Here is a 25,246-nt window from a genome sequence, read left to right as displayed (position 1 = left end):
GGGCGGGGATGCCGGATGAGCGGGCCGGGGGCCGGGGGCCGGGGCGCGGCGGGCCGCCGGACGCGGACGAGATGACGACGAAGCTGTTCGGAGAGCCGGTGCGGCGGCGGGAGGACCCCCGGCTGCTCACCGGACAGGGACGCTACCTGGACGACCTCGGCGAGAACGCGCTGGCGGCGGCGTTCGTCCGGTCCCCGCACGCGCACGCCCGCATCCGCGACATCGACGTGTCGGCGGCGATCGACGTCGAGGGGCTGGTGGCGATCTACACCTGGGAGGACCTGCCCGCCCTGCTGGCCCAGCCGCTGCCGCTGCTCATCCCGCACCCGGCGCTGACCCACGGCCGCACCGCCCACCCGCTCGCCCGTGACCTGGTCAGGCACGTCGGTGAGCCCGTCGTGATGGTCGTCGCGCGTGACCGCTACCTCGCCGAGGACGCCTGCGCGCTCATCCGGGTGGACTACGAGATCCTCAAGCCGGTGGTCGGGGTGGAGGAGGCGGTGCAGTCGGCGCAGCTCGTCCACGACGACGTGCCGGGCAACGTCGGAGCGCACCTGGTGCAGGAGGTGCCCTCGGCGGCCGGGCTCGGCGCGCGGGAGGCGATCGAGGCCGCGCCGCACACGCTGGCCTTCCGGCTCGACATCGAGCGCAGCGCGTCCATGCCGCTCGAAGGGCGGGGCGTCTACGCCCGCTGGGACGCCGACGACCGGTCCCTGCGCGTGTACACGAGCACCCAGACCTCCACCAGCGTCCGCATGGCCGTCGCGGCCAAGCTCGGACTGCCGCTGCCCAAGGTCGAGGTGATCGCCCCCGACGTGGGCGGCGGGTTCGGGGTCAAGATCGTGCACCCGTGGCCGGAGGAGGTGCTGGTGCCGTGGGCGGCCATCCTGCTCGACCGCGAGGTCAAGTGGACCGAGGACCGGCGCGAGCACTTCATCTCCTCCGCGCACGAGCGGGCCCAGGCGCAGTTCGTCCGGGTCGGCTTCGACGACGACGGCCGGGTGCTCGGCCTGGAGGTGAACATCCTGCACGACCACGGCGCCTACACGCCCTACGGGATCATCGTGCCGATCATCACCTCCACCCAGCTCCTCGGTCCCTACAAGATCGGGGCCTACCGGGTCGAGTTCTCCTCGATCTACACCAACACCGTGCAGGTCACGCCGTACCGGGGGGCGGGCCGTCCGCAGGCCGTCTTCTGCATGGAGCGGACGATGGACCACATCGCCGCCCACCTGGGAGCCGACCGTACGGCGGTGCGCGCGATCAACTTCATCCAGCCCGACGAGTTCCCCTACGACCAGGGCCTGATCTTCCAGGACGGCCGCCCGCTCATCTACGACAGCGGCGACTACCCCGAGTCGCTGCGGATGCTCAAGGAGCTCATCGGCTGGGACTCCTTCCCCGAGCTGAAGGCCCGGGCGGCGGCCGAGGGACGCAGCCTCGGCATCGGCATCGGCTGTTACGTCGAGGGCACCGGCGTCGGGCCGTACGAGGGCGGTCACGTCCAGGTCACCTCCGACGGCCGGGTGCACGTCTCCACCGGGCTCACCTCCCAGGGACAGGGGCACGAGACCGTGTTCGCCCAGATCGCCGCCGCCGAGCTCGGCGTGCCGCTGGAGCGGGTCTCGGTGGTCACCGGTGACACCCGCAGGTTCGGTTACGCGGTCGGCACGTTCGCCTCGCGTGCCGCGGTGATGAGCGGCAACGCGATCGCGCTGGCCTGCCGGAAGGTCAGGGAGAAGGCGCTGCGGATCGCGGCGGACGCGCTGGAGGCCGATCCCGGCGATCTGGAGATCACCGACGGGGAGGTGAGGGTGGTGGGCGCGCCCGGCGTCTCCATCCCGCTGGCGACCGTGGCGGTGCTGTCGAACCCGCTGCGGTACGCCTTCGACGAGGAGACGGCCAGGGCGACCCAGTTCGCGGGGACCACGTCCTTCGACAGGCCACCGGTGGAGGAGGGCGAGGAGCCGGGGCTCGAGGGGCGCGACTACTACTCGCCGCTCCGCTCGACCTTCGCCTCCGGCATGCATGCGGCGATCGTCGAGACCGACCCGCTGACGGCCGAGATCCGCATTCTGCGCTACGCCGTCGTCCACGACTGCGGCAACCTGATCAATCCGATGATCGTCGAGGGGCAGATCCACGGGGGCGTCGCCCAGGGCGTCGGCGGCGCGCTGTACGAGCGAATGGTCTACGACGAGCACGGCCAGTTGCTGAACGCCTCGTTCATGGACTTCCTGATGCCCTACGCGACGGAGGTCCCGCGGGTGGAGGCCGCGCACCTGCAGACGCCGTCCCCACTGAACCCGCTGGGCATCAAGGGGGCGGGGGAGGCGGGGGTCATCCCGGTGTCGGCGGTGATCGCCTCGGCCATCGAGGACGCCGAGGGCATCGGGATCGACAAGATGCCGATCTCCCCGTCGGAGCTGTTCGACCTGCGTCGTTCCGCGGCGTCCCCGCGCCCGGCCCGGTCGTGACGCGGCGGGCGCCCGCCGGGGCGGTGCCGGGACCCGTGCCCGCCGTTCCGATCCGGCGGGTCAGACGCCGGCCTCGTGCGGCTGCGGCAGGTCGCGCATCGTGCGCAGGGAAGACATGGGCGTGCGGTCCTCTTCGGAGACCGGATCAGGCGATCCTGTAGCGGGTGTCGTCGACGGTGGCGACGATTTCGAGCTGCCCGCCGAGTGCCCGGACGTAGGCGATCAGCGTGCTCAGCGTCGCCGAGGTCAGGTCTCCGCGTTCGATTGCGGAGACTCTCTCCTGCCGGACGTGCATCCGCTCGGCGACATCCGCCTGACGCAGGCCGAGCTGCTTGCGCATGGCGGCGAGCCTGATCGCGGTGACCGTCTCGGCGGCGCCATCGTTGATGGCGACGATGTCCTCTTCGTCGAAGACTTCACGCTTGACGTCGTCCCACCGGTGGAATGTGGTCATCGATCGTGCCCTTTCGGTGATGCTTCCAGCCGTGCGACCCATTCGGCGAACCGCTCCTCCGCCAGTGGTATCGCCTTGTCATACCAGGATTTCCACTGGCCGGCCTTGTCTCCTGCAACGAGGAGCACGGCATCGCGCCGAGGGTCGAAGGCGAACAGGATCCTGATCTCACTCTGCCCCGATGAGCCTGGCCGCAGCTCCTTCATGTTCTGTACGGCGGAGCCTCTGATCCTGTCGGCCAGCGGTCGCCCCAGATCGGGACCTATCTCCACGAGAGCCTGGATCGCCTGGCCGATCAATCGGGAGGTCGCTCGATCGCTCGCTCTCATCGCGTGCAACCACTCTCGGACTTCTCCCGTCATCTCCACGTTCCATGTCACCAGAGCCTCCTCCATAGTATTCAGGCATACTAGAAGGAGCAAGATCGTCGCGTACCGTGTTCAGATGAATGCGGAGAGATTTCGATGAGATGGTGCCGGGACCCGTGCCCGCCGTTCCGATCCGGCGGGTCAGACGCCGGCCTCGTGCGGCCGCGGCAGGTCGCGCATCGTGCGCAGCGGCGACAGCAGCAGTGGCACCGCGGCCAGCATGGTCAGCACGACGCTGATCCACAGTGTGGTGCGGGCGCCGAAGAGCTCGCCCAGCACCCCTCCGGCCAGGCCGCCCAGGGGGAGCGTGCCCCACACGACGAAGCGCATGGTGGCGTTCATCCGGCCGAGCATGTGCTCGGGGGTGACGCCCTGGCGGAAGCTGACCTGGCTGACGTTGTAGAGCACCACGCCGATGCCGTTCACGAACAGCCCGGCGGCGAACAGCGCCATCCCCCAGCCGGGCCCGGACAGCGGCACCAGGAGCATGAACGGTCCGGTGGCGACGATGGACAGCCAGATGATCCTGGCGGTGCCGACCCGGCGGCTGACCGTTCCCACGACCGCCGCGCCGACGAGCCCGCCGACGGCCGCCGTGGAGAACAGCAGACCGATGGCGCCGGGGGAGAGGTGCAGCACCCGGGTCAGGAAGATCATCTCGACGGACGCCATCATGCCGCCGGCGAAGTTGGCGGTGGCGGTGGAGGTGGCGATCATCCGCAGGATCCGGTGCGTGGCCACGAACCGGAGCCCTTCGCCGATCTCCTTGAGCAGCCCCCGCCGCCCGGCCGGGTCCGGGGCCTGTTCGGCGACGTCGATCCGCCACAGGAACAGTGCCGAGCCGAGGAAGCTCACGGCGTCCACGAGCACCGCGACCGGCGCGGTGAGCACCTGGATCAACCCGCCGCCCGCACCCGGCCCGGCCACGCCCGCCGCCGAGCGCACGATCTCCAGTTTGGCGTTGCCGTCCACCAGCTGGTCCCGGCCGACCAGGGCCGGCAGGTGGCTCTGGTAGGCGATGTCGAAGAAGACCGTGGCCAGGCCCATGCCGAGCGCCACGCCGTACAGTTGGGGCAGGGTCAGCGCGCCGAGCGACCAGGCGATCGGCACCGAGGCCAGCAGGGCGCCGCGGACCAGGTCCGTGGTGATCAGGATCCGCCGCCTGCGCATCCGGTCCACCCAGACCCCGGCGGGCAGTCCCACCAGCAGGAAAGCGGCGGTCTCGGCGGCGACCAGCAGCCCGGTCTCGAACTCGCTCGCCCCGAGCGCGAGCACCGCGACCAGGGGAAGCGCGAGGAGACTGATCTGCGTGCCGAACTGGCTGATGGTGTCGGCGCCGAACAGCAGCATGAAGTTGCGGTGGCGGAACAGGCTGGGGGGCGTCACCAAAGGGATGTTTCAGAGAAGCGCCCGGAAAATCAAATCGTTTTCGTACGGCGCCGCGCGACGGCGTCCGCCGTGGCCGGGGCCGGCGGGGCGGATGCCGTCGCGGGGGTCTCGGGCCGGCGCGTCAGGCCACTTCGGCGACCAGCCGCTTGCGGAACACCCAGTAGGACCAGGCCTGGTAGCCGAGCACGAACGGCAGCGCGATCAGGCCGATCCAGGTCAGCATGCCCAGCGTGTAGGGGCCGGAGGCGGCCTCGGCGACGGTCAGGCCGGGCAGGGGGGCCGGCCAGAGGGCGCCGAACAGGGCGACGGAGCCCAGCGCGATGGCCGAGGCGGTGGCGGTGAACGCCCAGCCGTCCCGGCCGCGCCAGGTCAGCGCGACCCCGGCGGCCAGGGCCGCCATCGCGGTCAGCGCGCAGACCCACAGCCACGGGGTCGCCGCCCAGTCGGCGACGGCGGTGCCGGCGGCGGGGATGTCGGACAGCGCCACCACCGCGGCGGGCAGCGCCACCGCGGAGGTGGCCATCGCGGTGCGGCGGGCGCGGGCGCGTACCGGGCCGGACGTCTTGAGGGCGACGAAGACCGCGCCGTGCAGCACGCACAGCGACAGCGAGAACACCCCGCCGATCAGGGCGGCCGTCGCGCTGTTGTGCAGCAGGTCGGCGAAGACGGCGCCCCACAGGAACGCCGGGAGCGCGCTGCCGACCAGGATGCCCAGGTCGCACCAGGCGCGGTCGGAGGCGTGCTGGACCTTGCCTCGCCACTCCAGGCCGATGCCGCGCACGATCAGGCCGACCAGGATCAGCGTGATCGGCAGGTAGAACTCGCTGAGCAGCCCGGCGTACCAGGCGGGGAAGGCGGCGAACATCGCGCCGACCGCGGTGATCAGCCAGACCTCGTTGCCGTCCCAGACCGGGCCGATCGTGCCGAGGACCTGCTTGCGCTCGGCCTCGTTCCTGGACAGTGCCGGGGCCAGCAGTCCCACGCCGAAGTCGAAGCCCTCCAGGACGAAGTATCCGGTCCACAGGAAGGCGATGACCACGAACCAGAAGGTGGTGAGTTCCATCGTTTCCGCCTCAGTACATCAGGGTCGGCTGGAGCCGCGCGGCCGCGTCCTCGTCGTCGCGGGAGGGCGGCGCGAGGGGAGTGGGGGAGACGGGCTCGGGACCCGTCTTGACGTGGCGGACGATCAGTACGGCCTCGGCCAGCGCGAGCGCGCCGTACAGGGCGGTGAAGACCGCCAGCGATACGGCCACCTCGGTGAGGCTGACGCCGGGTGAGACGCTCGCGGCGGTGAGCAGTTCGCCCTGGACGGTCCACGGCTGGCGGCCGATCTCGCTGAGCAGCCAGCCCGCGATCATCGCCATGGTCGGCAACGGCAACGCCAGCACGCAGACCCGGGCGAACCACGCGGGCGTCTCACGCTGCGGGCCCGGGTGGCGGCGGCGCTTGCGGGTCAGCCAGAGGCCGAGGACCGACAGGCCGACCGTGGCCATACCGAAGATGATCATCACGCGGAAGGACCAGAAGACCACGGGCAGGTTGGGCCGGTAGTCGGCCGGGCCGAACTCCTTGGTGAACCGGGCCTGCAGGTCCTCGGTGCCCTGGACGACCGCGTTCGGGTCGTTGGTGGCCAGGAAACTGAGCAGCATGGGCACCTCCAACCCCGGCACGGGAGAGAACGGCGCGCCCGCCGTGTCGTGCCTGAGCCCCTCGGCGGCGGCGAGCTTCATCGGCTGCTGCTCGTACAGCAGCTTGGCGGAGGTGTCGCCGCTGCCGGCGACCACGACTCCGGCGATCGCCGTCATGACCAGCGCGGCTCGCATCGGCGTCCGCCACATGCTCACCGGGTCCCGCCGCATCGGCCTGGTGCGGTCGGGGTCGGCGCGCCGCTCCCGCATGAGCCGGTAGCCGCAGATCGCCAGCACGAACCCGCCGGCGACCACGAACGCCGCGCCCACCACGTGGGGCACCTGCGCGAGCGCGCTGGAGTTGGTGAGCACCGCCCACAGGTCCGTCATGCGCGCCTTGCCGTCGACCACCTCGTAGCCGACCGGGTGCTTCATCCAGGCGTTGGCGGCGAGGATGAAGTAGGCCGACAGGTTGGAGCCGATGACCGCGGCCCAGATCGTGGCCAGGTGAACGCGCTTGGGCAGTTTGTCCCAGCCGAAGATCCACAATCCGAGGAACGTCGACTCCAGGAAGAAGGCCAGCAGCGCCTCCAGAGCCAGCGGGGCGCCGAAGACGTCGCCGACGAAGATCGAGTAGTCGCTCCAGTTCATGCCGAACTGGAACTCCTGCACGATGCCGGTGACCACGCCCATCGCGAAGTTGATCAGGAAGATCTTCCCGAAGAACTTCGTGAGCCGGAGGTAGTGCTCCTTGCCTGTGCGGTGCCAGGCGGTCTGCAGTCCGGCGACGAAGACGCCGAGGCCGATCGTCAGGGGTACGAACAGAAAGTGGTAAACGGTGGTGACCCCGAACTGCCACCGCGCCAGGTCCAGTGCGTCCATCTTCCCCTCGCGGGTCTTGAGCTCTACAAGCTGTAGTGCTACTAAAAGTAGTACTACAAGCTGTAGAGCAATGGGGGAGGTTGGCGTCGCGAGCTGCTGCGATCTTCGTCACATGGCCCGGCGTGGGACCGCACTTCCCCGCCGGGCCGAGATCGTCCCCTCCGGCTCGCGACGCCGGCTCTCCCCCTCGTCGCCGGGATGATCCCCCGGCCACCCGGCGCCGGGGGCGTGCACTCCGTCGGCCGGGCGCGCCTGCGAGGCCGTCCGGCCCCGCAGGCGCATGGCTCCATGGTGGGGCCGGCGGCGTCGGCCGGGCATCAGCCGCCGGGGTGATCCCGGGGTACGCCGGGCGGCGGACCCCGGGACGACCCGGTCGGGTCCGTCGCAAGCCCGGTCACCGGTCAGGCCCGCTGCAAGTCCGGCCAAGGGGGTTGCAAGCACCGCTAAGGAGAGCTGCAAGCACCTGCCCCTACCAATGTCCCAAGCCCAGGGGGGATCCGGCAGAGAGCCGGTCCGGGGGTCGAGGAGAGATCATGATGAAGCGACTGTCCACCGCACTGCTGGCCACGGCCGCCACCGCCGGCGCGTTCGCACTCGCCCTGCCGGCCACCGCGAACGCCGCGACGCGGACCACCGCGACACAGGCCACCACCGCGAGCTCGTCGGACTACGACTACGACGACTACTGGGGCGCCTACCTCTCCTCCAACGGCAGGGCCAAGGCGAGCGGCTGGATCGGCGTCGAATGGGACCGGCGCCAGGAGTCCAACGAGGTGCACGTCAGGGGCAAGCTCTACGATCTCGACCACCGCACCTACCGGCAGGGCGGTAAGTGCGGTTACGTGAAGTTCGCGGTGCACCACTTCGGTGACGACGACGGCGACTGGTTCGACGGCAGGACCTACAAGTACTGCGGGGCCGGCGGCTTCAAGTCCTTCTCCTTCGCCAAGGAGGACGTGCAGAGCATCCGCGTCAAGGTGTGCCAGATCGGCCTCAGCGGCTCCTACCCCACCAGGTGCGGCGGCTGGGAGTACCTCTACACCTCCGAGAGCGAGTGACCTGAGCTCCCCGGACGGCCCGTCTCCCGTCGGAGGCGGGCCGTCCGGGCTCTCAGCGTGAACCGCCGGTCGCGGCCTTCAGGTAGGCGTCCAGGTTGCCGATCTCGAAACCCCGGCGCTTGATCTTGTCGACCAGGATGCGGAAGTCCCTCGACAGGTTCGGGCGAAAGTGCAGCAGCAGCACGTCACCGGGGCGGAGCTTCTTGTCGGGCACCTGGTAGGCGATCTTCCCGCCCGGCTGCACGGTCGCGGTCCAGAGCAGGAGCGCGTCGATGCCGCAGGCCTTGGCGGCCCTGCGGGTCAGGGCGTTGTGGTTGCCGAACGGAGGCCGGAAAAGGGCGGGCGCGCTGCCGATGTGCTTGCGGATCAGCCTGGAGGTGCCGCAGATTTCGGCCTTCTGCCTCTCGTAGCCGAGCGTCGGCAGGTTCGGATGGGTCAGCGTGTGGTTTTCGATCGTCGCTCCCGCCTCGCGCAGGTCGCGCATGTAGTTCCACTTGCCCGCGCCGAGGAACCTGCCGCCCTGGGCGGTCGGGTCGGCCGCGCCCCTGGCTTCCACGGCATCGCGGGTGACGAAGGCCGCGATGGAGATCCTCCGCTCCCGCACCTGGGCGAGGAAGCCCGGATCCTGCTCCCATCCGTCGTCGATGGTGAGGAAGACCACCTTCCTCCGGGTGGGGATGGAGCTGATCACCGGCGGCAGCCCGTCGGAGGCCGGAGGAATCCGGCTCACCTCGCCCGGTCTGGGCAGCGCCCCAGGCGGCCCCTGAGGCCGGACAGGGGAGGCGCTGGCGGCCGGAGAGGAGGTGCGTCCGGTGCCGGACTCCGGATCACCGTCGCCGCCCGCGACGCATCCGGCGCTCGCCGCCAGGACCGTCAATACGGCCGCCGATCTGGCCGCCCATGATTTCCCCGATGCCATGGGCCACCATCCTGCCAGCAGCCGGAGCTCCAGCTGACCCGTGGAAGGCGCGGAACGGAAGGCATAGGCGGGTCCGCCGGGGGGAGGCTGCCGATAGCGAAAGGAGGACCGATGTCACAACCAGATGAGAACCGGCCGCTCGCCGACCGCCGGGAGAACCCGGAGGAGCACGACGCGCCGGACTTCGCCGAGGAGTTCGCCCCTTCTGCCACCGACCCGGCCAACCAGCCCGAGGGAGACCCCGATGACCGCGTCTACGGAGAGGACGAGGGATATGAGGAGCAGACCCGGGCGTGACGCCTGCCGCGGAGGTCTCCCGCGCCTGTCCGGGAGGCCGGGTGGCGCATGGAGGTGCTGAGCAGTCGTATCCTGCTCCACCCCTCCGACCCGGCGCTCAGCCGCCGGTTCTACCGCGACGTCCTGGGGCTGGCGGTCTACCGCGAGTTCGGCCCCGCCGAGAACCCGGGCCTGGTCTTCTTCCTCGGTCAAGGGTTCCTGGAGGTGTCCGGCCGCTCCGACGGGCCACCGGGACGGACGTCCGCGATCTGGCTTCAGGTCCGCGACCTGGCCGCCGAGCACGAGCGGCTGCGCGCGGCGGGGGTCGAGGTGACCCGCCCTCCCCGCCTTGAGCCGTGGGGACTGATCGAGATGTGGATCGAGGACCCGGACGGCGTGCCCATCGTCCTCGTCGAGATCCCCGCCGACCACCCCTTGAGACGCGACCAACGGTGACGGCGCCCATCGCGCCGGCCGGGCCTCGCCGGCGGCCGGTGTCGCCGGCGAGGCCCGGCCGGCGGGGGAGGCCTGCCCGCCGCGGCCCGACGCCGGGCGCCCGGGTTCCGCGGCCCGTCGCGGAGCGCCGGGGTAGGGCCAGCACTACCACGAGCCGGGGTGGTCGCGGGGGTCCGCGACGGCGCCGGCCGCGAAATCCTGAGGAGGCTATTTTCGCCGGCCTCCCTCCCGCCGATACGCGGTGCTGACGGCTGTCGACCAGAATCGGTGTTCCCTCCCCCGAGGACCTGAGGAGAAGCGTGCCCAACTCACTTGCGATCGACGCCGCGGACCAGGCGGCCGGCCCGGCCATGGGAGACGGAGGGCGGGGCAGCGACTTCGCCCGTCTGTCACGCCGGATCACGCAGGCGGGGCTGCTGGAGCGGCGCCCCGGCTACTACGTCCTGCGACTCGGGCTTGTCGCGCTCGCCTACGTGGGCGGCTGGGCCGCCTTCTTCGCGGTGGGCGATTCCTGGTATCAATTGCTCGTCGCGGTCTTTCTCGCGCTGGTCTTCGCCCAGGTCGCGCTGGTCGCCCATGACCTGGCCCACCGGCAGGTCCTGCGTTCCCGGCGCTCCAGCTCGGTCGCCGGTCTGGTGGCGGGCAACCTCGGCATCGGCATGAGTTACGGCTGGTGGATGGACAAGCACACCCGTCACCATGCCAACCCCAACCACGAGGACCATGATCCCGACGTCGCCCCCGACGTCCTCATCTGGTCGGTCGAACAGGCCGTCGCCAGCCGGGGGCTGTCCAGGTTCCTGGGCCGCCGGCAGGCGTTCCTGTTCTTCCCCCTGCTCACGCTTGAGGGCTTCAACCTGCACGTGGCGAGTTTCCGGGCCCTTGCGCGCCCGTCGCTGAGGAATCGCGGGCTGGAGGCCGCACTGCTGACCGCGCACGTGCTCGTCTACCTCGCCGTGCTGTTCGCGACGCTGTCGCCGGGCAGGGCCGTGGTGTTCCTCCTGCTGCACCAGGCGGTCTTCGGCGTCTACCTGGGCTGCACGTTCGCGCCCAACCACAAGGGGATGCCGATGCTGAGGGGCGAGGATCGGCTCGACTTCCTCCGCCGCCAGGTGCTGACCTCGCGCAACGTGCGCGGAGGGTGGCTGGTCGATGTGGTGCTGGGCGGGCTCAACTACCAGATCGAACACCACCTCTTTCCGAGCATGCCGACACCGAACCTGCGCCGTGCCCAGCCGATCGTGCGGGAGTACTGCCGGGAACTGGGCATCGCCTATCTGGAGACCGGGCTCGTCAGTTCCTACGCGCAGGCACTGCGGCACCTGCACGAGGTGGGGGCGCCGCTGCGGGCCCGGCCCGTCGCGACCGACGGTTGTGAAAAGTAACCCAAGGCACTGACAAGTGCCTTGTATGATCTTGGAATCTGGTTCCTCTTCGACGGGTCGTGCCCGGTGAGGGGGTCGAGCGACCCCGGGGAGAGGAACCGGAGACATGTCCGACCGTGACGAGATCTTCGAGCTGTTCAACCTCTAAGCCGACTCCCTGTCCAGCGAACTGTCCACCGAGCCCTGCCCGCCTGCCAATCAAACGCCACGCCGGCGGGCAGATGTTGCTGTTATCGCTACGGCGGGCGATTGCCTAGGGTGCTTCTTGTGAAGCTCGCAGGCAGCGCCGTGCTCGGCATCGGCAGAGATCGTGTGTGGTCAGCGCTCCAGGACCCGGCCGTGCTCGTGCGCACGATCCCGGGCTGCGAACGCCTGGAGGAGACCGGCCCCGACACCTACCGGATGACGGTCACCGCGGGGGTGGCCTCGATCAGGGGCGTCTACCAGGGGGAGGTCGCCCTGTCCGAGCCCGACGCCCCGCAGCGCTTCGTGCTCAAGGCCCGGGGCCAGGGCGCGCCCGGCACCGTGGACGCCACCGTGGAGGTCCGCCTCAGCGAGGTCGAGGGCGGCACCCGGATCGACTACGACGCCGAGGCGGTGATCGGCGGCATGATCGGTGGCGTCGGCCAGCGCATGCTCGGCTCGGTCGCCAAGAAGACCGCCGGAGAGTTCTTCTCCGCCGTCGAGAGCCATCTCCGCGCCGGTACGGCCCCCGCCGAAGCGGTCGCGGCGGGAGCCGTACCGGTGAACGGCGCCGCGAACGCCACCGGGTCCGCCGCCACCGGGACCGCCACCGGGATCGCCACCGGCACGAGCGCCGCCGGCCCGCCCGGGGCCCCGCAGGTGTTCGAGCGTCCCGCCGGGCAGCGTGGGGCGGGCGCCACGGTGTGGCCGGTCCTGGCCGCGTTCGGCATGGGCGCGGGCATCGCGCTCGGCAGCGCGGTGATCGGCTGGCTGCTCGGCCGTACCGGCAGAAAGAGCTGATCCCGCGCCGGTGAAGAACCGGCAGAAAGAGCTGATCACGCGCCGGTGAAGAACCGGCGGTGTTCCGGTCAAGCGGCTGGTGCGCTCAGGCAGCGAAACGTGCGACTCCTGGCAGTTTGGGATACGTCGACCACGACGGTTGCCGGGGGACCATGGAGCCGCTGCTGATCCTGCACGCCGTCGCGGCGGTGTGCGCCCCGGCGCTGGCGCGTCGAATGGGTCGCGACGTCTTCTTCGTGCTCGCCGTGCCACCCGTGTGCGGGCTCGGCTACGCCCTGTGGGTGGCGGCGAGCGGGGGCACGGCCGGATCGCACCACGACTGGGCTCCCGCGCTGGGACTCGAATTGTCCTTCCGCGTCGACGCCCTGGCCCTCCTCATGACGTTCCTGGTCACGGGCGTGGGCATGGTGATCCTGCTCTACTGCTCCCGCTACTTCGCCGCGGGGGAGGAGGGACTCGGCCGGTTCGGCGGGGTGCTGGTGGCCTTCGCCGGGGCGATGCTCGGGCTGGTGGTCGCCGACGACCTGCTCCTGCTGTACGTCTTCTGGGAGCTGACCACGGTCTTCTCCTACCTGCTGATCGGTCACGACCCCGCGAGCAGGACCAGCCGCAGGGCGGCGCTGCAGGCGCTGACCGTCACCACGTTCGGAGGCCTGACCATGCTGGCCGGCATGGTCGTGCTCGGCGAGGCGGCCGGGACCTACCGGATCTCACGGATCGTGGCGGACCCGCCGGCCGGCGGCGCGGTCGCGGTGGCGACGGCGCTGATCCTGGTCGGGGCGCTGGCGAAGTCGGCGATCTTCCCGTTCAGCATGTGGCTGCCCGCCGCGATGGCCGCGCCGACGCCGGTCTCCGCCTACCTGCACGCCGCCGCCATGGTGAAGGCGGGGATCTATCTGATCGCCAGGCTCGGCCCGGCCTTCGGCGAACTGCCCGTCTGGCAGGCCGTCACCGTGCCGCTCGGCCTGCTCACGATGATCCTGGGCGGCTGGCGGGCCCTGCGCGAGGACGACCTCAAGAGGTTGCTGGCCTACGGCACGGTGAGCCAGCTCGGCTTCCTGACCGTGCTGTTCGGCGCGGCCACCGGCGACACCGCGGTCGCGGGCGTCGCCATGCTGCTGGCGCACGCGTTGTTCAAAGCCTCGCTGTTCCTGGTCGTCGGCATCATCGACCACTCCACCGGCACCCGCGACCTGCGCGAGCTGAGCGGTCTGCGGCGTTCGGCGCCCTGGCTCTGCGCGACGTCCACGGTGGCCTCCGCGTCGATGGCGGGCCTCCCGCCCTTCCTGGGATTCGTCGGCAAGGAGGCCGCGTTCGAGTCGCTGCTGACCGGGCGGCCGGCCGACGCCGTGACGCTGACAGGGGTGGTCGTCGGCTCGGTGCTCACGGTCGGCTACAGCGCGCGGTTTCTGTGGGGGGCCTTCGGCGACCGGCCCGGCCGGGAGCCGACCCCGGTGCACCGCCCCGCCGCCGCGATGTTCCTGCCGTCGGCGCTGCTCGCCGTGCTCGGCCTGGTCGCCGCCCCCTTCTCCGCGCGCTACGGCCACGCGATGGAGGGCTACACCGGCACCTTCGCGGGCCCCGGCCACGGCACCCACCTCGCGCTGTGGACCGGCGCGCCCGTGCCGCTGCTGCTGTCGGCCGTCGCCCTGGCCGGGGGCCTGCTGCTGTTCGCGGCCCGGCACGCGGTGGCACGGATCGGGCGGATCCTGCATCTGACCGACTCCGGCCACGCCTACTGGGCCGTCGTCCGGGCCCTGGACCGGTTCGCCCTCCAGCTGACCGGTGTCACCCAGCGCGGCTCGCTCCCCGACTACCTCATGATCGCTCTTGTCTCCCTGGCCGGGGTCGCGGGGTTCTCGCTGGCGTACGGGCCCGTCCGCGAGGTCCGGCCGGTCGTGGTGCCCTGGGAACGCGTCGAGCAGCCCGTCGTCGGGGTCCTTCTCATCGCCACCGCGCTCATCGCGCCGCGGGTGCGCTCGCACATCGTGCTGGCGCTGCTGGCGGGGCTGACCGGATACGGCGTGGCCCTGCTGTTCCTGGTCCACGGCTCACCGGACCTGGCGCTGACCCAGTTCCTCACCGAGACGCTGAGCCTGGTGGTGTTCGTGCTGGTGCTCCGCAGGCTCCCGGTGGGGCCGAGGGAGGAACAGCCCAGGGTGCCCTTCGGCGTGCGACTCGCCCTCGGCGTGGTGATCGGCGTCGTGGTGGCCGGGGCCGGCCTGCTGGCGGTGGGCGCCCGCACGACGGAGCCGGTGGGCGGGCTGATGGCCGCCGCCGCCCAGAGGGCCGGGGCCGCGAACATCGTCAGCGCGCTGCTGGTGGACATCCGGGCCTGGGACACCATGGGGGAGAGCTCCGTGCTCGTCGTCCTCACCCTCGGGGTGACCAGCCTGATCTTCCTGCGCCGTCGTACGTACGCGCTGGAGCGCCCGCGGGGCAGGGCGAGGAGAGGAGATCGGACACACTGGCTGGCCGCCACCCTGCCCGCCGGGCAGCAGGCGGTCGTCCTGGAGATCGTGGCCCGGCTGATCTTCCACACGGTGGTGCTCATCTCGATCTTCCTGCTGTTCACCGGGCACAGCTCGGTGGGCGGCGGGTTCGCGGGGGGCATCCTGGCCGGGCTCGCGCTCGTCGTGCGATACCTCGCCGGCGGACGCTACGAGCTGGCCGCCGCGGCGCCGGTGGACGCCGGGGTGCTGATCGGCCTGGGACTCCTGCTGTCCATGGTCACCGCGTTCTGGGGGCTGCTGGTCGGCCGCGCGCCGCTGGACATGCTCTCCGCGGACCTGACGGTCCCGCTGGTCGGCGACGTCCACCTGTCCACCGTGCTGCTGTTCGACGTCGGGGTCTACGTCACGGTGATCGGCATGGCGCAGGACATTCTGCGCAGCCTGGGCGCGGAGCTGGACCGGCAGATCGACGAGGAGGAGGCCCGGTGACCGTCGCGCTGCTGCCCCTCGCGGCGTCGGGGGTCCTGGTGGCCGCCGGGGTGACGCTCCTGCTGGAACGGAGCCTGGTCCGGCTGCTGGTCGGCGTCATCCTGCTCGGCAACGGGGTGAACCTGCTGATCCTCACCGTCGGCGGCCCGGCCGGGGAGCCGCCGATCCTCGGCCGGGCCGACCCGGCACGGATGGCCGACCCGTTGCCGCAGGCGATGGTGCTCACCTCCATCGTGATCACGCTGGGCGTCACCGCGTTCCTGCTCGCCGTCGTTCACCGGTCCTGGCAGCTCACCGGCGGCGACGACGTCCAGGACGACACCGAGGACCGCAGGGTGCGGCTGCGCGCCCGGCGAGGGGAGCTCACCGAGGCCGTGCTCGCCAAGCAGGAGGCGTACCGGCGCCTGGTCCGGGAGCAGCGCGCGGAACTCGCCCGGCTGGCCGCCGCGCGGCGCGAGAGGGAACGCCGGGAGGCGCAGGAACTGGAGCGGCAGATCCTCGATGTCAACGTGGACCTGGGCCGCTGGCTGCAGGCGCACAAGGACGCCGGCCTGTCCAGCGAGCAGATCGAGGAGCGGCTCGCCGAGGCCCGACGCGCCGAGGAGGCGTCCAAGGAGAGCAGGCAGGAACGGGTCGACAAGCTCCACGCGGACTTCGCCCGGCGAGAGCGGGAGCAGGTCGAACGGGAGCGGGAGATCCGCAGACGGTTTCGGCTCCGCCAGCGCGAGGCCCGCAAACAGATGCGGGCGACCATCCGGGCCGACCGGGAACGGCAGGCCAGGGCGCAGGATCCGGACCTGGAGGGGGACGACTGATGAGGGTGACGCGCGCGGGGGGAGGCGCGGACGGGCGACCGCGAAAGGCACACGCCGTGGGGAGGCCGGGGATGTGCGCGGTGTCCCGGGCGCGGGCGGACGGGGAGGGCCGGTGGAGGCGCTGATCGCGGTTCCGGTGCTGTTGCCGCTGCTGGGCGCCGGGCTCAAGCTGGCCATCGGCGGGCGGTTACGCCGGCTCCAGGCGCTCATCAGCGTGGCCGCGCTCACGACGGTGCTGGTGGTCTCCTCCGCCCTGCTGGTGGCGGCCGACGCCGGGGGGCCGCTGGTGACCGACGCCGGGGGCTGGGCCGCACCGGTCGGCATCACCCTGGTCGCCGACCGGCTCTCCGCCCTGATGCTGGTCGTCTCCTCGGCGGTGACGCTGTGCGTGATGATCTACTCCATCTCGCAGGCCTACGCCGACCAGGAGCGCACCGCACCCCTGTCGATCTTCCACCCGGCCTACCTCGTCATGGTCGCCGGCGTGTCGGACGCCTTCCTCGCCGGCGACCTGTTCAACCTCTTCGTCGCATTCGAGATGCTGCTCAGCGGCTCCTACGTGCTGCTCACCTTCGGCGGCACCGAATCCCGCATCCGGGCGGGCGCCACCTACGTGGTGATGGGACTGGCCTCCTCGATGCTCTTCCTGGTGGGGATCGCGGTGACCTACGGCGCGACGGGCACCGTGTCGATGGCCCAGCTCGCCGAACGCTTCTCCGCGCTGCCCGGGCACATGAAGCTGCTGGTCGAGCTGGTGCTGCTGCTGGTCTTCGTGGTCAAGGCGGCGATCTTCCCGATGTCGGCGTGGCTGCCCGACTCCTACCCGACCGCGCCCGCCCCCGCGACGGCGCTCTTCGCCGGCCTGCTCACCAAGGTCGGCATCTACGCCATCATCCGCCTGGAGGCGCTGCTGTTCCCCGGTGGGCCGGTGAGCGGCCTGCTGATGTGGGCGGCGCTGCTGACCATGCTGGTCGGGGTGCTCGGCGCGGTGGCCCAGACCGACATCAAGCGGATGCTCTCCTTCACGCTGGTCAGCCACATCGGCTACATGGTGTTCGGGGTCGCGCTCTCCTCGGTCCTGGGCCTGGCCGGCGCGGTGTTCTACGTCGTCCACCACATCACCGTGCAGACCAGTCTGTTCCTGGTGACAGGGCTGATCGAGCGCCGCACCGGCACGACCGCCCTGGACCGGCTGGGAGGCCTGATGAGGCTGGCGCCCCTGATCGCGGTGCTCTTCTTCGTCCCCGCGATGAATCTGGCGGGCATCCCGCCGATGTCCGGTTTCCTCGGCAAGCTGACGCTGATCCAGGCGGGGGTGGCGGACGGCGGCCCGATGGCGCTCGTCCTGGTGGCGGCGGGACTGGTGACCAGCCTGCTGACCCTGTACGCCGTGGCCACGACGTGGAACAAGGCCTTCTGGCGGACACCGCCCCCCGGCATGATCAAAAAGGTGGGGACCGTGCTGGAGGGGGAGGAGGCCCCCGTCATCCGGGCCTCCGGCACCGAGGGGATCACCGGTCGCGAGATCGTCACCAGCGCGAGCATCCCGCTCCCGATGCTCGGCTCCGCGATGGCCCTGGTGGCGCTGGCCCTGTCGTACACCGTGCTGGCCGGGCCGCTGTCGGCCCTCGCCCAGCGGACCGCCGGCGAGCTGATGGCCCGCCGGCCGTACATCTCCGCGGTGCTGGGGGGCGGACGGTGAGCGGCCGGGGCGCCCCGCGGCTGCTGGGCCGGCCCGTCCCGCTGTCGCAGGTGGCCTGGCTCACGGTCGTCTGGCTGCTGCTGTGGGGCGACCTCAGCGTGGGCAACGTGCTCGGCGGCCTGCTGGCCGGGCTGATCGTCGTCTGGCTGCTGCCGTTGCCGGTGGTGGACACCGGCCTGCGGATCCACCCCGTCGCGGCCCTCATCTTCCTGATCCGGTTCGCCAGGGACCTGGTGGTCTCCAGCTTCCGCGTCGCGTTCTGGGCCCTGCGCCTGGACAGGCCGCCGCCGGTCCAGATCGTCGAGGTGCGGCTGCGCTCGTCGTCGGAGGTCATGACCGTGCTGCTGACGGTGGCCCTGTCGGCGCTGCCGGGCAGCCTGGTGCTGGAGGTCCACCTCGGGGAGCGTGAGCTGGTGCTGCACGTGCTCGGCCTCACCGGGGACGTGCAGGCCCTCACCCAACAGGACGTGACACGGCTGGAGAGCCGCATCGTGGCGGCCTTCGGCACCCATGCGGACCAGGAGGAGCTGCGGTGACGGCGGTGTATCTGACGGCGCTGGCCCTGCTCGGCTGCGCGGCGGCGCTGACACTCCAGCGGCTGGTGCGCGGTCCGTCGATGCTGGACCGGGCGGTCGCGCTGGACGTGCTCACCGCGGTGGTCATGTGCGGGATCGGGACGGGAGCGGCGGCGCTCGGCCGGTATTCGGCGCTGCCGGTGCTCCTGGTGCTGTCCATGGTGGGGTTCGTCGGCTCGGTCTCGCTGGCCAGGTTCTTCTCCGGGAGGTCCCGTTGACGGCGCCCACGCGGGTGACAGCCGGGCCGGTCGCGCCGTCCGGATGCCCGGGGAGGTCCCGTTGACCGTGCTGGATGTGGCCGTTTCGGCGTGCCTGCTGCTGGGCGCCGGGTTCGCGTTCACAGCGGGGGTGGGGATGGTCAGGTTCCCCGGCACCCTGGCGCGCATGCACCCGGCGACCAAACCCCAGGTGCTCGGCCTGCACCTGATCCTGCTGGCCATGTGGCTGCGCGAGCCCACCTGGGCGACCGCCGGGGCGCTGCTGCTGGTCGGCGTCTTCCAGGTGGTCACGGCCGCGGTGGCCGCCTACATGGTGGGACGGGCGGCCTACCGGGGGCGGTCGCCGGACGATGACGGCACGGCCGTCCCGCCTCTCGGCCGCGGCCGGGACACGTCATGATCTCGTCTCTCGCGCGTGAGGGACGCCCGGCGTAACGTGGCCCGTATGCGCGAGGCACGTGCGGAGGACGCCCGAACCGAGGCCAGACGACTGATCCGTGACCTGTTGGGCGAGGAACGGCCCGACGCAGCCGTCCTGCTCCGCGAGGCGAGGGGCGCGCTCGGCGCCGACCGTCTCGCACGCTGCGCCGAACTCGTCCGCGGCGCCCCGCTGACCCGCAGGTCCACCGAGCTCGCGGCACTGGCCGGGCTGCTGGTCGGCACCCGGGACATGGGTGAGCAATGGTGGCGGCGGGCTCGCGGCGGCAAGCTGCCCGCACCTGAGGAGGTGCTTCGCACCGCGACCGCGATCGACCCGTGGACCGATCTGACCGTGCTGGAGATGCTCGCCGCCTGGATCGCCGACGATGTCGCCGACGAGGTCTGGGGCCGGCCGGCCGCCGTGACCGACCTCAACTCCTGGCAGGCCGAAGACCGGGTCGAACTGCCCGAGGACGCCGCCCCCGGCCGGCGGATCGTGGTCTCCTTCGACGCCGGCGGCCGGCTCGACGCGGTGGTGGTCAGGCGCCCGGACGGCGACCTCGGCTCCGACCTGGACTTCGACTCGCTGCGCTACTCCCGCCCCGCCGAAGCCCAGTGGAGCTGGGGTGTCGCGGCCGGCCTCGGCCCCCACCGGCTGGGGGAGGACCCCGACCCCTACGCGCAACCGGTGGACGGCGCCGCCGCCGCGATCCTGCGCGACTGGGCGCTGCGCCACGGCGCCTCCGCCGAACAGGCCGGAGCACCCTGGCGGTTCACGGGCGACGTCATCGCCGCGATCGAGCGCGTCGACTGGATGTGGCGCAGCGGCGAGTGGTTCGGCTGGTGGCGCGCGGTGGTCGCGCTGGCCGACGGCGAGCCCGACCGGCTCGCGGCCCGCCTGGAAGAGATCACCGCCTCCTGACCCGGCGCCGGCCGCGCCTTCACCGATGGTCTCGACGTCGGCCCGCGCGAGGTCCTCGCCGAGCCGGTCGACGAGATCGGCGTCCGGGCCGCCCTCGACGGCGACGGCGGCTACGGCGCCGTCTGAGCCGTTCCCGCCCCCAGATCGCCCGCGCGGTAGTGGCGGCGGCAGAGGACCTGGTAGCGGATCGGGTCGGCGCCGGTGTCCCCGATGACCACCTGCTCGCCGGTGCGCACCAGCTTGTCGCCGACCACGCGGGCGTTCAGGCGGCCGGGGCGGCCGCACCAGCACAGGACCTCCACCTGAAGGCGGCTGATCTCGTCGGCCAGCTCGAACAGGCGCTGGGCGGCGGGAAACATCTGCGACCGGAAGTCGGAGGCCAGACCGAAGGCGTAGACGTCGATGCCGAAGTCGTCGGTGAGGTCGGCGAGCTGTTCGATCTGGGCGACCGTGTAGAAGCACGCCTCGTCGCAGATCACGTAGTCGATGCGCTGGTGGCGCCGTACCAGCGCCACCAGGTCCAGATCGTCGACGACCTCGATGGCCTCGCTGCCCAGGCCTATCCGGCTGGTGACCTGGGGGCCGCCGGAGCGGTCGTGCTTGGTCAGCACCAGACCGCGCCTGCCCTGGCGTCCGTGGTTGTAGTTCATCTGCAGGGCCAGCGTGGACTTGCCGCAGTCCATCGGGCCGAAGTAGAAGCGCAGCACCCCGTCACGGGACCCGACGGGGACGGCGGAGAGCGCGGACGATTCGGTCACGGGGGGTCAGCCTAGTGGTTCCGCCAGGAGTGTTTGGGCAGGCGATGCACTGGTAGGAATGTTGGGCCCCGCTGTGACATAGCCTGACTTGGCTTGGTCGCGAAAAGCGTGGGAGATTCATTTTGGCCTATCAGGAAACGGGAGAATCTGTGACGACCACCAAAAACTCTGCTCCGCCCCTCAACAAGATCCCCGCGGCCACGTCCCCGGCCATGCCGTCATCCCCGTCCTCGGCCGAGACCGCCGAGATCCCCGTGGCGCTCGCGGCGATGATGAGCGAGGACGAGGCCGTCGCCGCCCAGGCCGAGGCGGCCCGCTGGCGCTACGGGTTCTACGTGGTCGTCACGGGCCTGATCGTCCTGCTGGTCGCCTTCGTGGTGATCGCCATGCGCAACGGTGAGTCCGCCGCCCCCTTCGCCGGCCTGGTCGGCGTCTCCGGCGCGATCATCGGCGCCTACTTCGGGGTCCAGGTCGGTCAGTCGGGCAAGGACCGGGTCGAGGCCGAGCTGCGCCGTACCAACGAGATGGCCATCCGGCTGGCCGCGAAGGTGCACGCGCACGACGCCGACGCGGTGATCGGCTCCACCATGGGACCCCGCCGCCGCTAACAGTGACCAAGGACGGGGCCCAGCTTCGGCAGGGTCCGCCGATTTGCCGGCTCCGCAGGACTGGGTAGACACGGGGGCATGCGTAGCGTCCGTATCGGGGTCGACACCGGAGGCACGTTCACCGACGTGGTCGCGGTGGACGAACAGACCGGTGAGATCACCACCACCAAGACTCCCTCCACGCCCGCCAATCCCGCCGACGGGTTCATGGAGGGGGTGCGAAAGGTCCTGCGGAAGGCCGGCGTGCCGGCGGGCGCGCAGGCCGTGTCGGCGGTCGTGCACGGCACCACCGTCGCCACCAACCAGCTCCTCGAGGATCGCATCGCCGATCTGGGCTTCGTCACCACCGAGGGCTTCGAGTTCGTCCTGGAGATCGCCAGGCAGAGCGTCCCCGACGGTTACGGCAACTCCTACTTCTGGGTGAAACCGCCCCGGATCGTGCCCGTGCACCGGGTCAGGACCGTCGGCGGGCGTCTCGACCACACCGGCGCCGAGGTCCGGCCGTTCGACGAGGCGCAGGCCGTGGCGGCGGCCAGGTGGTTCCGGGAGCGGGGGATCACCGCGATCGGCGTGTGCTTCCTGCACTCCTACGCCGATCCCGGACACGAGCTCCGCATGCGCGAGGTCCTCGAACGGGAGCATCCCGAGGCGGTCGTGTCGATCTCCAGCGACGTGCTGCGCGAATACCGCGAGTACGAGCGGTCGGTGACGACCCTGGTGGACGCCGCCGTCAAGCCGACCATGCGCCGCTACATCGCCAACCTCGCCGACCGTCTCGGCATGCCGTTCTCGGTGATGAAGAGCAACGGCGGCGTGCTGTCCGCCGCCGAGGTCGTGCACCAGCCGATCACCACCGTGCTCTCCGGCCCGGCCGCCGGCGCGCTCGGCGCCGCGCTGATCGCCTCCACCGCCGGGCACCCGTCGGTGATCACCCTTGACGGCGGCGGCACCTCCACCGACGTCGCGGTGGTGATCGACGGGGAGCCGTCGCTGACCACCGAGGGAAGTGTCGGCCGTTACCCGTGCAAGATCCCGATGATCGACATCGTGACCGTGGGGGCGGGCGGCGGGTCCGTCGCGTGGATATCCCCCGAGGGCACGCTGAAGGTGGGACCCAGGTCCGCCGGCGCGGATCCCGGCCCCCTGTGCTACGGCCGCGGCGGTACCGAGGTCACCGTCACCGACGCGCACGTCTTCCTCGGACGGGTCCCCCCGCACCTGCTCGGCGGGGAGATCCCGCTCGACGCGGACGCCGCCCGGCAGGGGGTCGAGGCGCTGGCGGGCAAGCTCGGGCTGAGTCCCGAGCGGACCGCGTCCGGCATCCTGGAGATCAGCGCGTTCAACCAGTCCAACGCGATCCGCCAGATCACGGTCAAGCGCGGGCTGGACGTGCGCGACTTCCCGATGGTCGCCTTCGGCGGCTCGGGGCCGCTGCTGGTCTGCCGGTTGATCGACATCCTCGGCCTGCCGTCGGTGATCGTCCCGCCCGACCCGGGCAACGTCTCGGCGTTCGGCCTGCTCACCGTGGACGTCAAGAACGACTACGTGCGCACCTTCGTCACGCGCGAGCTCTCCCTCGACTCCGCCGCCGAGATCTTCCGTGCCCTGGAGGAGCAGGCGGCCGGGGCCCTGGACCGCGAGGGGTTCCCCGCCGACCGGCACGTTTACGCGCGCAGCGCCGACCTGCGCTACTACGGCCAGGCCTACGAGGTGCGGGTGCCGGCCCCCGCCGGGCCGCTGGACGATGCCTGGCGCGCCGAGGTGCTCGACCGCTTCCACCGGGCGCACCACAAGCTCTACGGCTACGGCTACCGTGACGACCCCCGCCACGTCGTCGAGTGGGTCAACCTCCGCGTCTCCGGCATCGGCCCCATCACCCGGCCCGCCATCGGGCGCCGGCCGTACGGCACCGCCGAACCCCGGCCGGTGACGACCCGCGAGGTCTTCTACGACGAATGGGGCCCGGCGCCGATCCACCGCCGCGCCGACCTGACCGCCGGGTCGGTGGTGGCCGGCCCGGCCGTCATCGAGGAGTACGGCTCCACGCTGCCGGTGCATCCCGGCTTCGCCGCCACCATGGACGAGTTCGGAAATCTGGAGGTGCACCGTGCGCGGTGAGTCGACGAGCGCCGACCCGGTGCTGGTGGAGATCGTGGAGGGCACGCTCTCATCGGTGGAGAAGGAGGTCGAGACCGCCATCGCGCGCACGGCCCGCTCACCGATGATCCGCGACGCGCACGACTTCCGGGCGGGCATCCACGACGTACGGCTGCGCAAGCTGACCGGCAGGTCCTACTCGGCGCTGGTCCAGCCCGTGGTCAGGGATTTCCCCGTGGCCGAGATGAACCCCGGCGACGTTTTCTTCCACAACGACGTCTACCTGTCCGAGGGCGGCATCGGGCATCTGCCCGACCTGTGCGTGACGGTTCCGGTCTTCCACGACGGAGCCGTGGTCGCCTTCGTGCAGGCGTTCGGGCACCACGACGACATCGGCGGGGCGGTCCCGGGGTCGATGCCCTCGCACGCGCGCAGCGTGTTCGAGGAGGGGCTCATGGTCCCGCCGATCAAGCTGTGGGACCGGGGCGTGCCCAACCGGGCGGCGCTCACGATCATGACGCGCAACTCGCGGATGCCCGACTCGCTCGCCGGCGACCTCGACGCCGAGTGCTCGGCCTGCCTGATGGGCGCCCGGCGGCTGGGAGAGTTGTTCGGCCGTTACGGACGCGAGGCGGTCGAGGCGTGCTTCGACGCGATCATCTCCAAGACCGCCGAGACGTTCCGCAGGGAGCTGCTGACCAGGATCCCCGAGGGGACGCACGTGTGGGAGGACTACGCCGAGCACGACGGCGTGGACGAGCCCCGCCTGCACACCCAGCGGATCACCCTCACCGTCGACCACCGCGCGCCCGCGCCGCTGGTCATCGACTTCACGGGCACCTCACCGCAGGCCAAGGGGCCGATCAACCACGCGGGCGACTACGCCGACGGGGTGTTTTTGAAGAAATGGCTCGCGCCGATCCTGCGCAACCTGGCCGAGAGCCCGGAACGGATGGCGGAGCTGGACGTCAACGAGGGCGTCGTCCCGCTCATCGAGATGAGGTTCCCGGAGAAGGGGACGCTGCTCACCCCGATCTTCCCGGCGCCCACGAACGCCCGGACGTTCGTGATCCTGCGGCTGCTCGGCGTCCTGGCGGGGGTGCTGGCCAAGGCCACCGGCGGCCGGATGCCCGCCGACCAGGAGACCATCCGCTACACCGGCGTCTACGGCGACGACGCCGACGGCGTGCCGTACCTGATGAGAGAGGTTCTGGGCGGGGGCTCCGGCGGCCGGTGGTACGCCGACGGCGAGGACACCATCCACGTCGTCCCCGACTCGCGCAACATCCCCGTCGAGTTCGCCGAGTCCCGCTGGCCGTTCCGTGTCGAACGGCTCGGCCTGGCCCGTGACTCCGGCGGTCCCGGCCTCTACCGCGGCGGCCTCGGCTACGACAAGCATCTGCGGATGCTGCGCGACGCCTCGTTCATGTCCATCGCCGACCGCTCGATCCTGTCCTGCTGGGGCGTGAACGGCGGCAGGGCCGGGCGGCCGTTCGTCGTGGAGATCGAGGGCCGGGAGATGGAGGGCCTGGTGGACGACTCGCCGGTCCGGGCCGGCGAGGTCATCCGGGTGCGCACCACCGGTGGCGGCGGCTGGGGCTCGCCGCTGGAACGCGACCCGGCTCTGGTGGCCGCCGACGTCCGCGACGGCAAGGTCTCGGCGGAGGGAGCCCACGACGACTACGGAGTCGTCCTGTGCGGCCCCCGCGACGATCTCCAGGTCGACGCCGAGGCCACCGCCCTGCGTCGCGCCGAACTCCGGGCGCCCCTCCCGGAGCGGGCGCCCTTCTTCGACCGGGGCCCCGGGTTCCCGTCGCTGTCGGGCGGCTCGCCGTACGCCGAGGTGGATCTCATCTGACGCGAACGGTCGCGTGAGGCGACCGCACGGCGCGCGGCGGCCGCCCCGGCCG

23 protein-coding genes are annotated in these 25,246 nt (G+C 71.4%); 16 read left to right on the top strand and 7 right to left on the bottom strand.

The window, feature by feature from the left end; genetic code table 11:
* Nucleotides 1-71 precede the first annotated feature (71 nt).
* On the top strand, nucleotides 72-2,480 hold the full coding sequence (gene cutA / locus ACQPYK_RS34400; protein ID WP_433240401.1) for an aerobic carbon-monoxide dehydrogenase large subunit: 2,409 nt from the start codon (nucleotides 72-74) through the stop codon (nucleotides 2,478-2,480).
* A 145-nt stretch (nucleotides 2,481-2,625) separates the two neighbouring features.
* Here the strand turns inward: cutA and ACQPYK_RS34395 are convergent, their stop codons facing one another.
* The 5 genes from ACQPYK_RS34395 to ACQPYK_RS34375 all read right to left on the bottom strand — a co-directional run bounded on the left by ACQPYK_RS34395 (nucleotide 2,626) and on the right by ACQPYK_RS34375 (nucleotide 7,201).
* The gene (locus ACQPYK_RS34395; RefSeq protein ID WP_433240398.1) at nucleotides 2,626-2,934 is read right to left on the bottom strand and encodes a helix-turn-helix domain-containing protein; all 309 of its coding nucleotides are present in this window, start codon (nucleotides 2,932-2,934) and stop codon (nucleotides 2,626-2,628) included.
* Nucleotides 2,931-3,314 carry a type II toxin-antitoxin system RelE/ParE family toxin gene (locus ACQPYK_RS34390; protein WP_433240395.1) on the bottom strand — a complete coding sequence of 128 codons (384 nt, stop codon included), beginning with the start codon at nucleotides 3,312-3,314 and terminating at the stop codon, nucleotides 2,931-2,933. Before ACQPYK_RS34390 ends, ACQPYK_RS34395 begins: the two co-directional genes overlap by 4 nt.
* 129 nt (nucleotides 3,315-3,443) lie before the next feature.
* The gene (locus tag ACQPYK_RS34385; protein WP_433240392.1) at nucleotides 3,444-4,688 is read right to left on the bottom strand and encodes an MFS transporter; all 1,245 of its coding nucleotides are present in this window, start codon (nucleotides 4,686-4,688) and stop codon (nucleotides 3,444-3,446) included.
* Nucleotides 4,689-4,812: 124 nt separating this feature from the next.
* Complete coding sequence (gene cydB, locus ACQPYK_RS34380; protein WP_433240389.1) at nucleotides 4,813-5,754, bottom strand: cytochrome d ubiquinol oxidase subunit II; 942 nt, start codon at nucleotides 5,752-5,754, stop codon at nucleotides 4,813-4,815.
* Between the two features lie 10 nt (nucleotides 5,755-5,764).
* Nucleotides 5,765-7,201 (bottom strand): cytochrome ubiquinol oxidase subunit I, encoded by a 1,437-nt coding sequence (locus ACQPYK_RS34375; protein WP_433240386.1) that lies wholly within the window; start codon nucleotides 7,199-7,201, stop codon nucleotides 5,765-5,767.
* Between the two features lie 533 nt (nucleotides 7,202-7,734).
* Here ACQPYK_RS34375 and ACQPYK_RS34370 point away from each other — a divergent pair.
* Nucleotides 7,735-8,259 carry a hypothetical protein gene (locus ACQPYK_RS34370; RefSeq protein WP_433240383.1) on the top strand — a complete coding sequence of 175 codons (525 nt, stop codon included), beginning with the start codon at nucleotides 7,735-7,737 and terminating at the stop codon, nucleotides 8,257-8,259.
* A gap of 52 nt (nucleotides 8,260-8,311) precedes the next feature.
* Here the strand turns inward: ACQPYK_RS34370 and ACQPYK_RS34365 are convergent, their stop codons facing one another.
* Nucleotides 8,312-9,178 (bottom strand): polysaccharide deacetylase family protein, encoded by an 867-nt coding sequence (locus ACQPYK_RS34365; RefSeq protein ID WP_433240380.1) that lies wholly within the window; start codon nucleotides 9,176-9,178, stop codon nucleotides 8,312-8,314.
* 111 nt (nucleotides 9,179-9,289) lie between these two features.
* Between ACQPYK_RS34365 and ACQPYK_RS34360 the strand changes: the two genes are divergently transcribed.
* The 11 genes from ACQPYK_RS34360 to ACQPYK_RS34310 all read left to right on the top strand — a co-directional run bounded on the left by ACQPYK_RS34360 (nucleotide 9,290) and on the right by ACQPYK_RS34310 (nucleotide 19,873).
* Complete coding sequence (locus tag ACQPYK_RS34360) at nucleotides 9,290-9,475, top strand: hypothetical protein (RefSeq protein ID WP_433240377.1); 186 nt, start codon at nucleotides 9,290-9,292, stop codon at nucleotides 9,473-9,475.
* Nucleotides 9,476-9,523: 48 nt separating this feature from the next.
* Nucleotides 9,524-9,910, top strand: a complete 387-nt coding sequence (locus ACQPYK_RS34355) for a VOC family protein (protein ID WP_433240374.1) — start codon at nucleotides 9,524-9,526, stop codon at nucleotides 9,908-9,910.
* A 350-nt stretch (nucleotides 9,911-10,260) separates the two neighbouring features.
* Nucleotides 10,261-11,295, top strand: a complete 1,035-nt coding sequence (locus ACQPYK_RS34350) for a fatty acid desaturase family protein (protein WP_433259001.1) — start codon at nucleotides 10,261-10,263, stop codon at nucleotides 11,293-11,295.
* Nucleotides 11,296-11,562: 267 nt separating this feature from the next.
* A complete protein-coding gene (locus tag ACQPYK_RS34345) occupies nucleotides 11,563-12,279 on the top strand; it encodes an SRPBCC family protein (RefSeq protein ID WP_433240371.1) in 717 nt (238 codons plus the stop codon).
* Nucleotides 12,280-12,431: 152 nt separating this feature from the next.
* The gene (locus ACQPYK_RS34340) at nucleotides 12,432-15,221 is read left to right on the top strand and encodes a Na+/H+ antiporter subunit A (RefSeq protein ID WP_433240368.1); all 2,790 of its coding nucleotides are present in this window, start codon (nucleotides 12,432-12,434) and stop codon (nucleotides 15,219-15,221) included.
* Complete coding sequence (locus tag ACQPYK_RS34335; protein WP_433240365.1) at nucleotides 15,218-16,036, top strand: Na(+)/H(+) antiporter subunit C; 819 nt, start codon at nucleotides 15,218-15,220, stop codon at nucleotides 16,034-16,036. Before ACQPYK_RS34340 ends, ACQPYK_RS34335 begins: the two co-directional genes overlap by 4 nt.
* 112 nt (nucleotides 16,037-16,148) lie before the next feature.
* Entirely contained in the window at nucleotides 16,149-17,738 is a 1,590-nt protein-coding gene (locus ACQPYK_RS34330; protein WP_433240362.1) for a Na+/H+ antiporter subunit D, read from the top strand.
* The gene (locus tag ACQPYK_RS34325; protein WP_433240359.1) at nucleotides 17,735-18,274 is read left to right on the top strand and encodes a Na+/H+ antiporter subunit E; all 540 of its coding nucleotides are present in this window, start codon (nucleotides 17,735-17,737) and stop codon (nucleotides 18,272-18,274) included. Before ACQPYK_RS34330 ends, ACQPYK_RS34325 begins: the two co-directional genes overlap by 4 nt.
* Entirely contained in the window at nucleotides 18,271-18,531 is a 261-nt protein-coding gene (locus ACQPYK_RS34320; protein ID WP_433240356.1) for a monovalent cation/H+ antiporter complex subunit F, read from the top strand. The genes ACQPYK_RS34325 and ACQPYK_RS34320 overlap by 4 nt, the downstream gene beginning before the upstream one ends.
* Nucleotides 18,532-18,598: 67 nt before the next feature.
* Complete coding sequence (mnhG, locus tag ACQPYK_RS34315; protein WP_433258999.1) at nucleotides 18,599-18,931, top strand: monovalent cation/H(+) antiporter subunit G; 333 nt, start codon at nucleotides 18,599-18,601, stop codon at nucleotides 18,929-18,931.
* Nucleotides 18,932-18,976: 45 nt separating this feature from the next.
* The gene (locus ACQPYK_RS34310) at nucleotides 18,977-19,873 is read left to right on the top strand and encodes a hypothetical protein (protein ID WP_433240353.1); all 897 of its coding nucleotides are present in this window, start codon (nucleotides 18,977-18,979) and stop codon (nucleotides 19,871-19,873) included.
* Nucleotides 19,874-19,983: 110 nt separating this feature from the next.
* Here ACQPYK_RS34310 and ACQPYK_RS34305 read toward each other — a convergent pair whose 3' ends face one another.
* Nucleotides 19,984-20,631 (bottom strand): thymidine kinase, encoded by a 648-nt coding sequence (locus tag ACQPYK_RS34305; protein ID WP_433240350.1) that lies wholly within the window; start codon nucleotides 20,629-20,631, stop codon nucleotides 19,984-19,986.
* A 149-nt stretch (nucleotides 20,632-20,780) separates the two neighbouring features.
* On the opposite strand from ACQPYK_RS34305, the gene ACQPYK_RS34300 reads away from it, so the two are divergent.
* From ACQPYK_RS34300 to ACQPYK_RS34290, 3 genes are all read left to right on the top strand, one after another.
* On the top strand, nucleotides 20,781-21,239 hold the full coding sequence (locus tag ACQPYK_RS34300; RefSeq protein WP_433240347.1) for a hypothetical protein: 459 nt from the start codon (nucleotides 20,781-20,783) through the stop codon (nucleotides 21,237-21,239).
* A gap of 78 nt (nucleotides 21,240-21,317) precedes the next feature.
* Complete coding sequence (locus tag ACQPYK_RS34295) at nucleotides 21,318-23,357, top strand: hydantoinase/oxoprolinase family protein (protein WP_433240344.1); 2,040 nt, start codon at nucleotides 21,318-21,320, stop codon at nucleotides 23,355-23,357.
* Nucleotides 23,347-25,194: a hydantoinase B/oxoprolinase family protein gene (locus ACQPYK_RS34290; protein WP_433240341.1), complete on the top strand. Its 1,848-nt coding sequence runs from the start codon at nucleotides 23,347-23,349 to the stop codon at nucleotides 25,192-25,194. Before ACQPYK_RS34295 ends, ACQPYK_RS34290 begins: the two co-directional genes overlap by 11 nt.
* Nucleotides 25,195-25,246: the final 52 nt, after the last annotated feature.

The sequence above is a fragment of the Streptosporangium sp. CA-135522 genome (assembly GCF_050949235.1).
In the GTDB taxonomy this organism is placed as follows: domain Bacteria; phylum Actinomycetota; class Actinomycetes; order Streptosporangiales; family Streptosporangiaceae; genus Streptosporangium.
The sequence above is the reverse complement of the archived record's forward strand: the minus strand, read 5'-3'. Positions and strand labels throughout refer to the sequence as shown.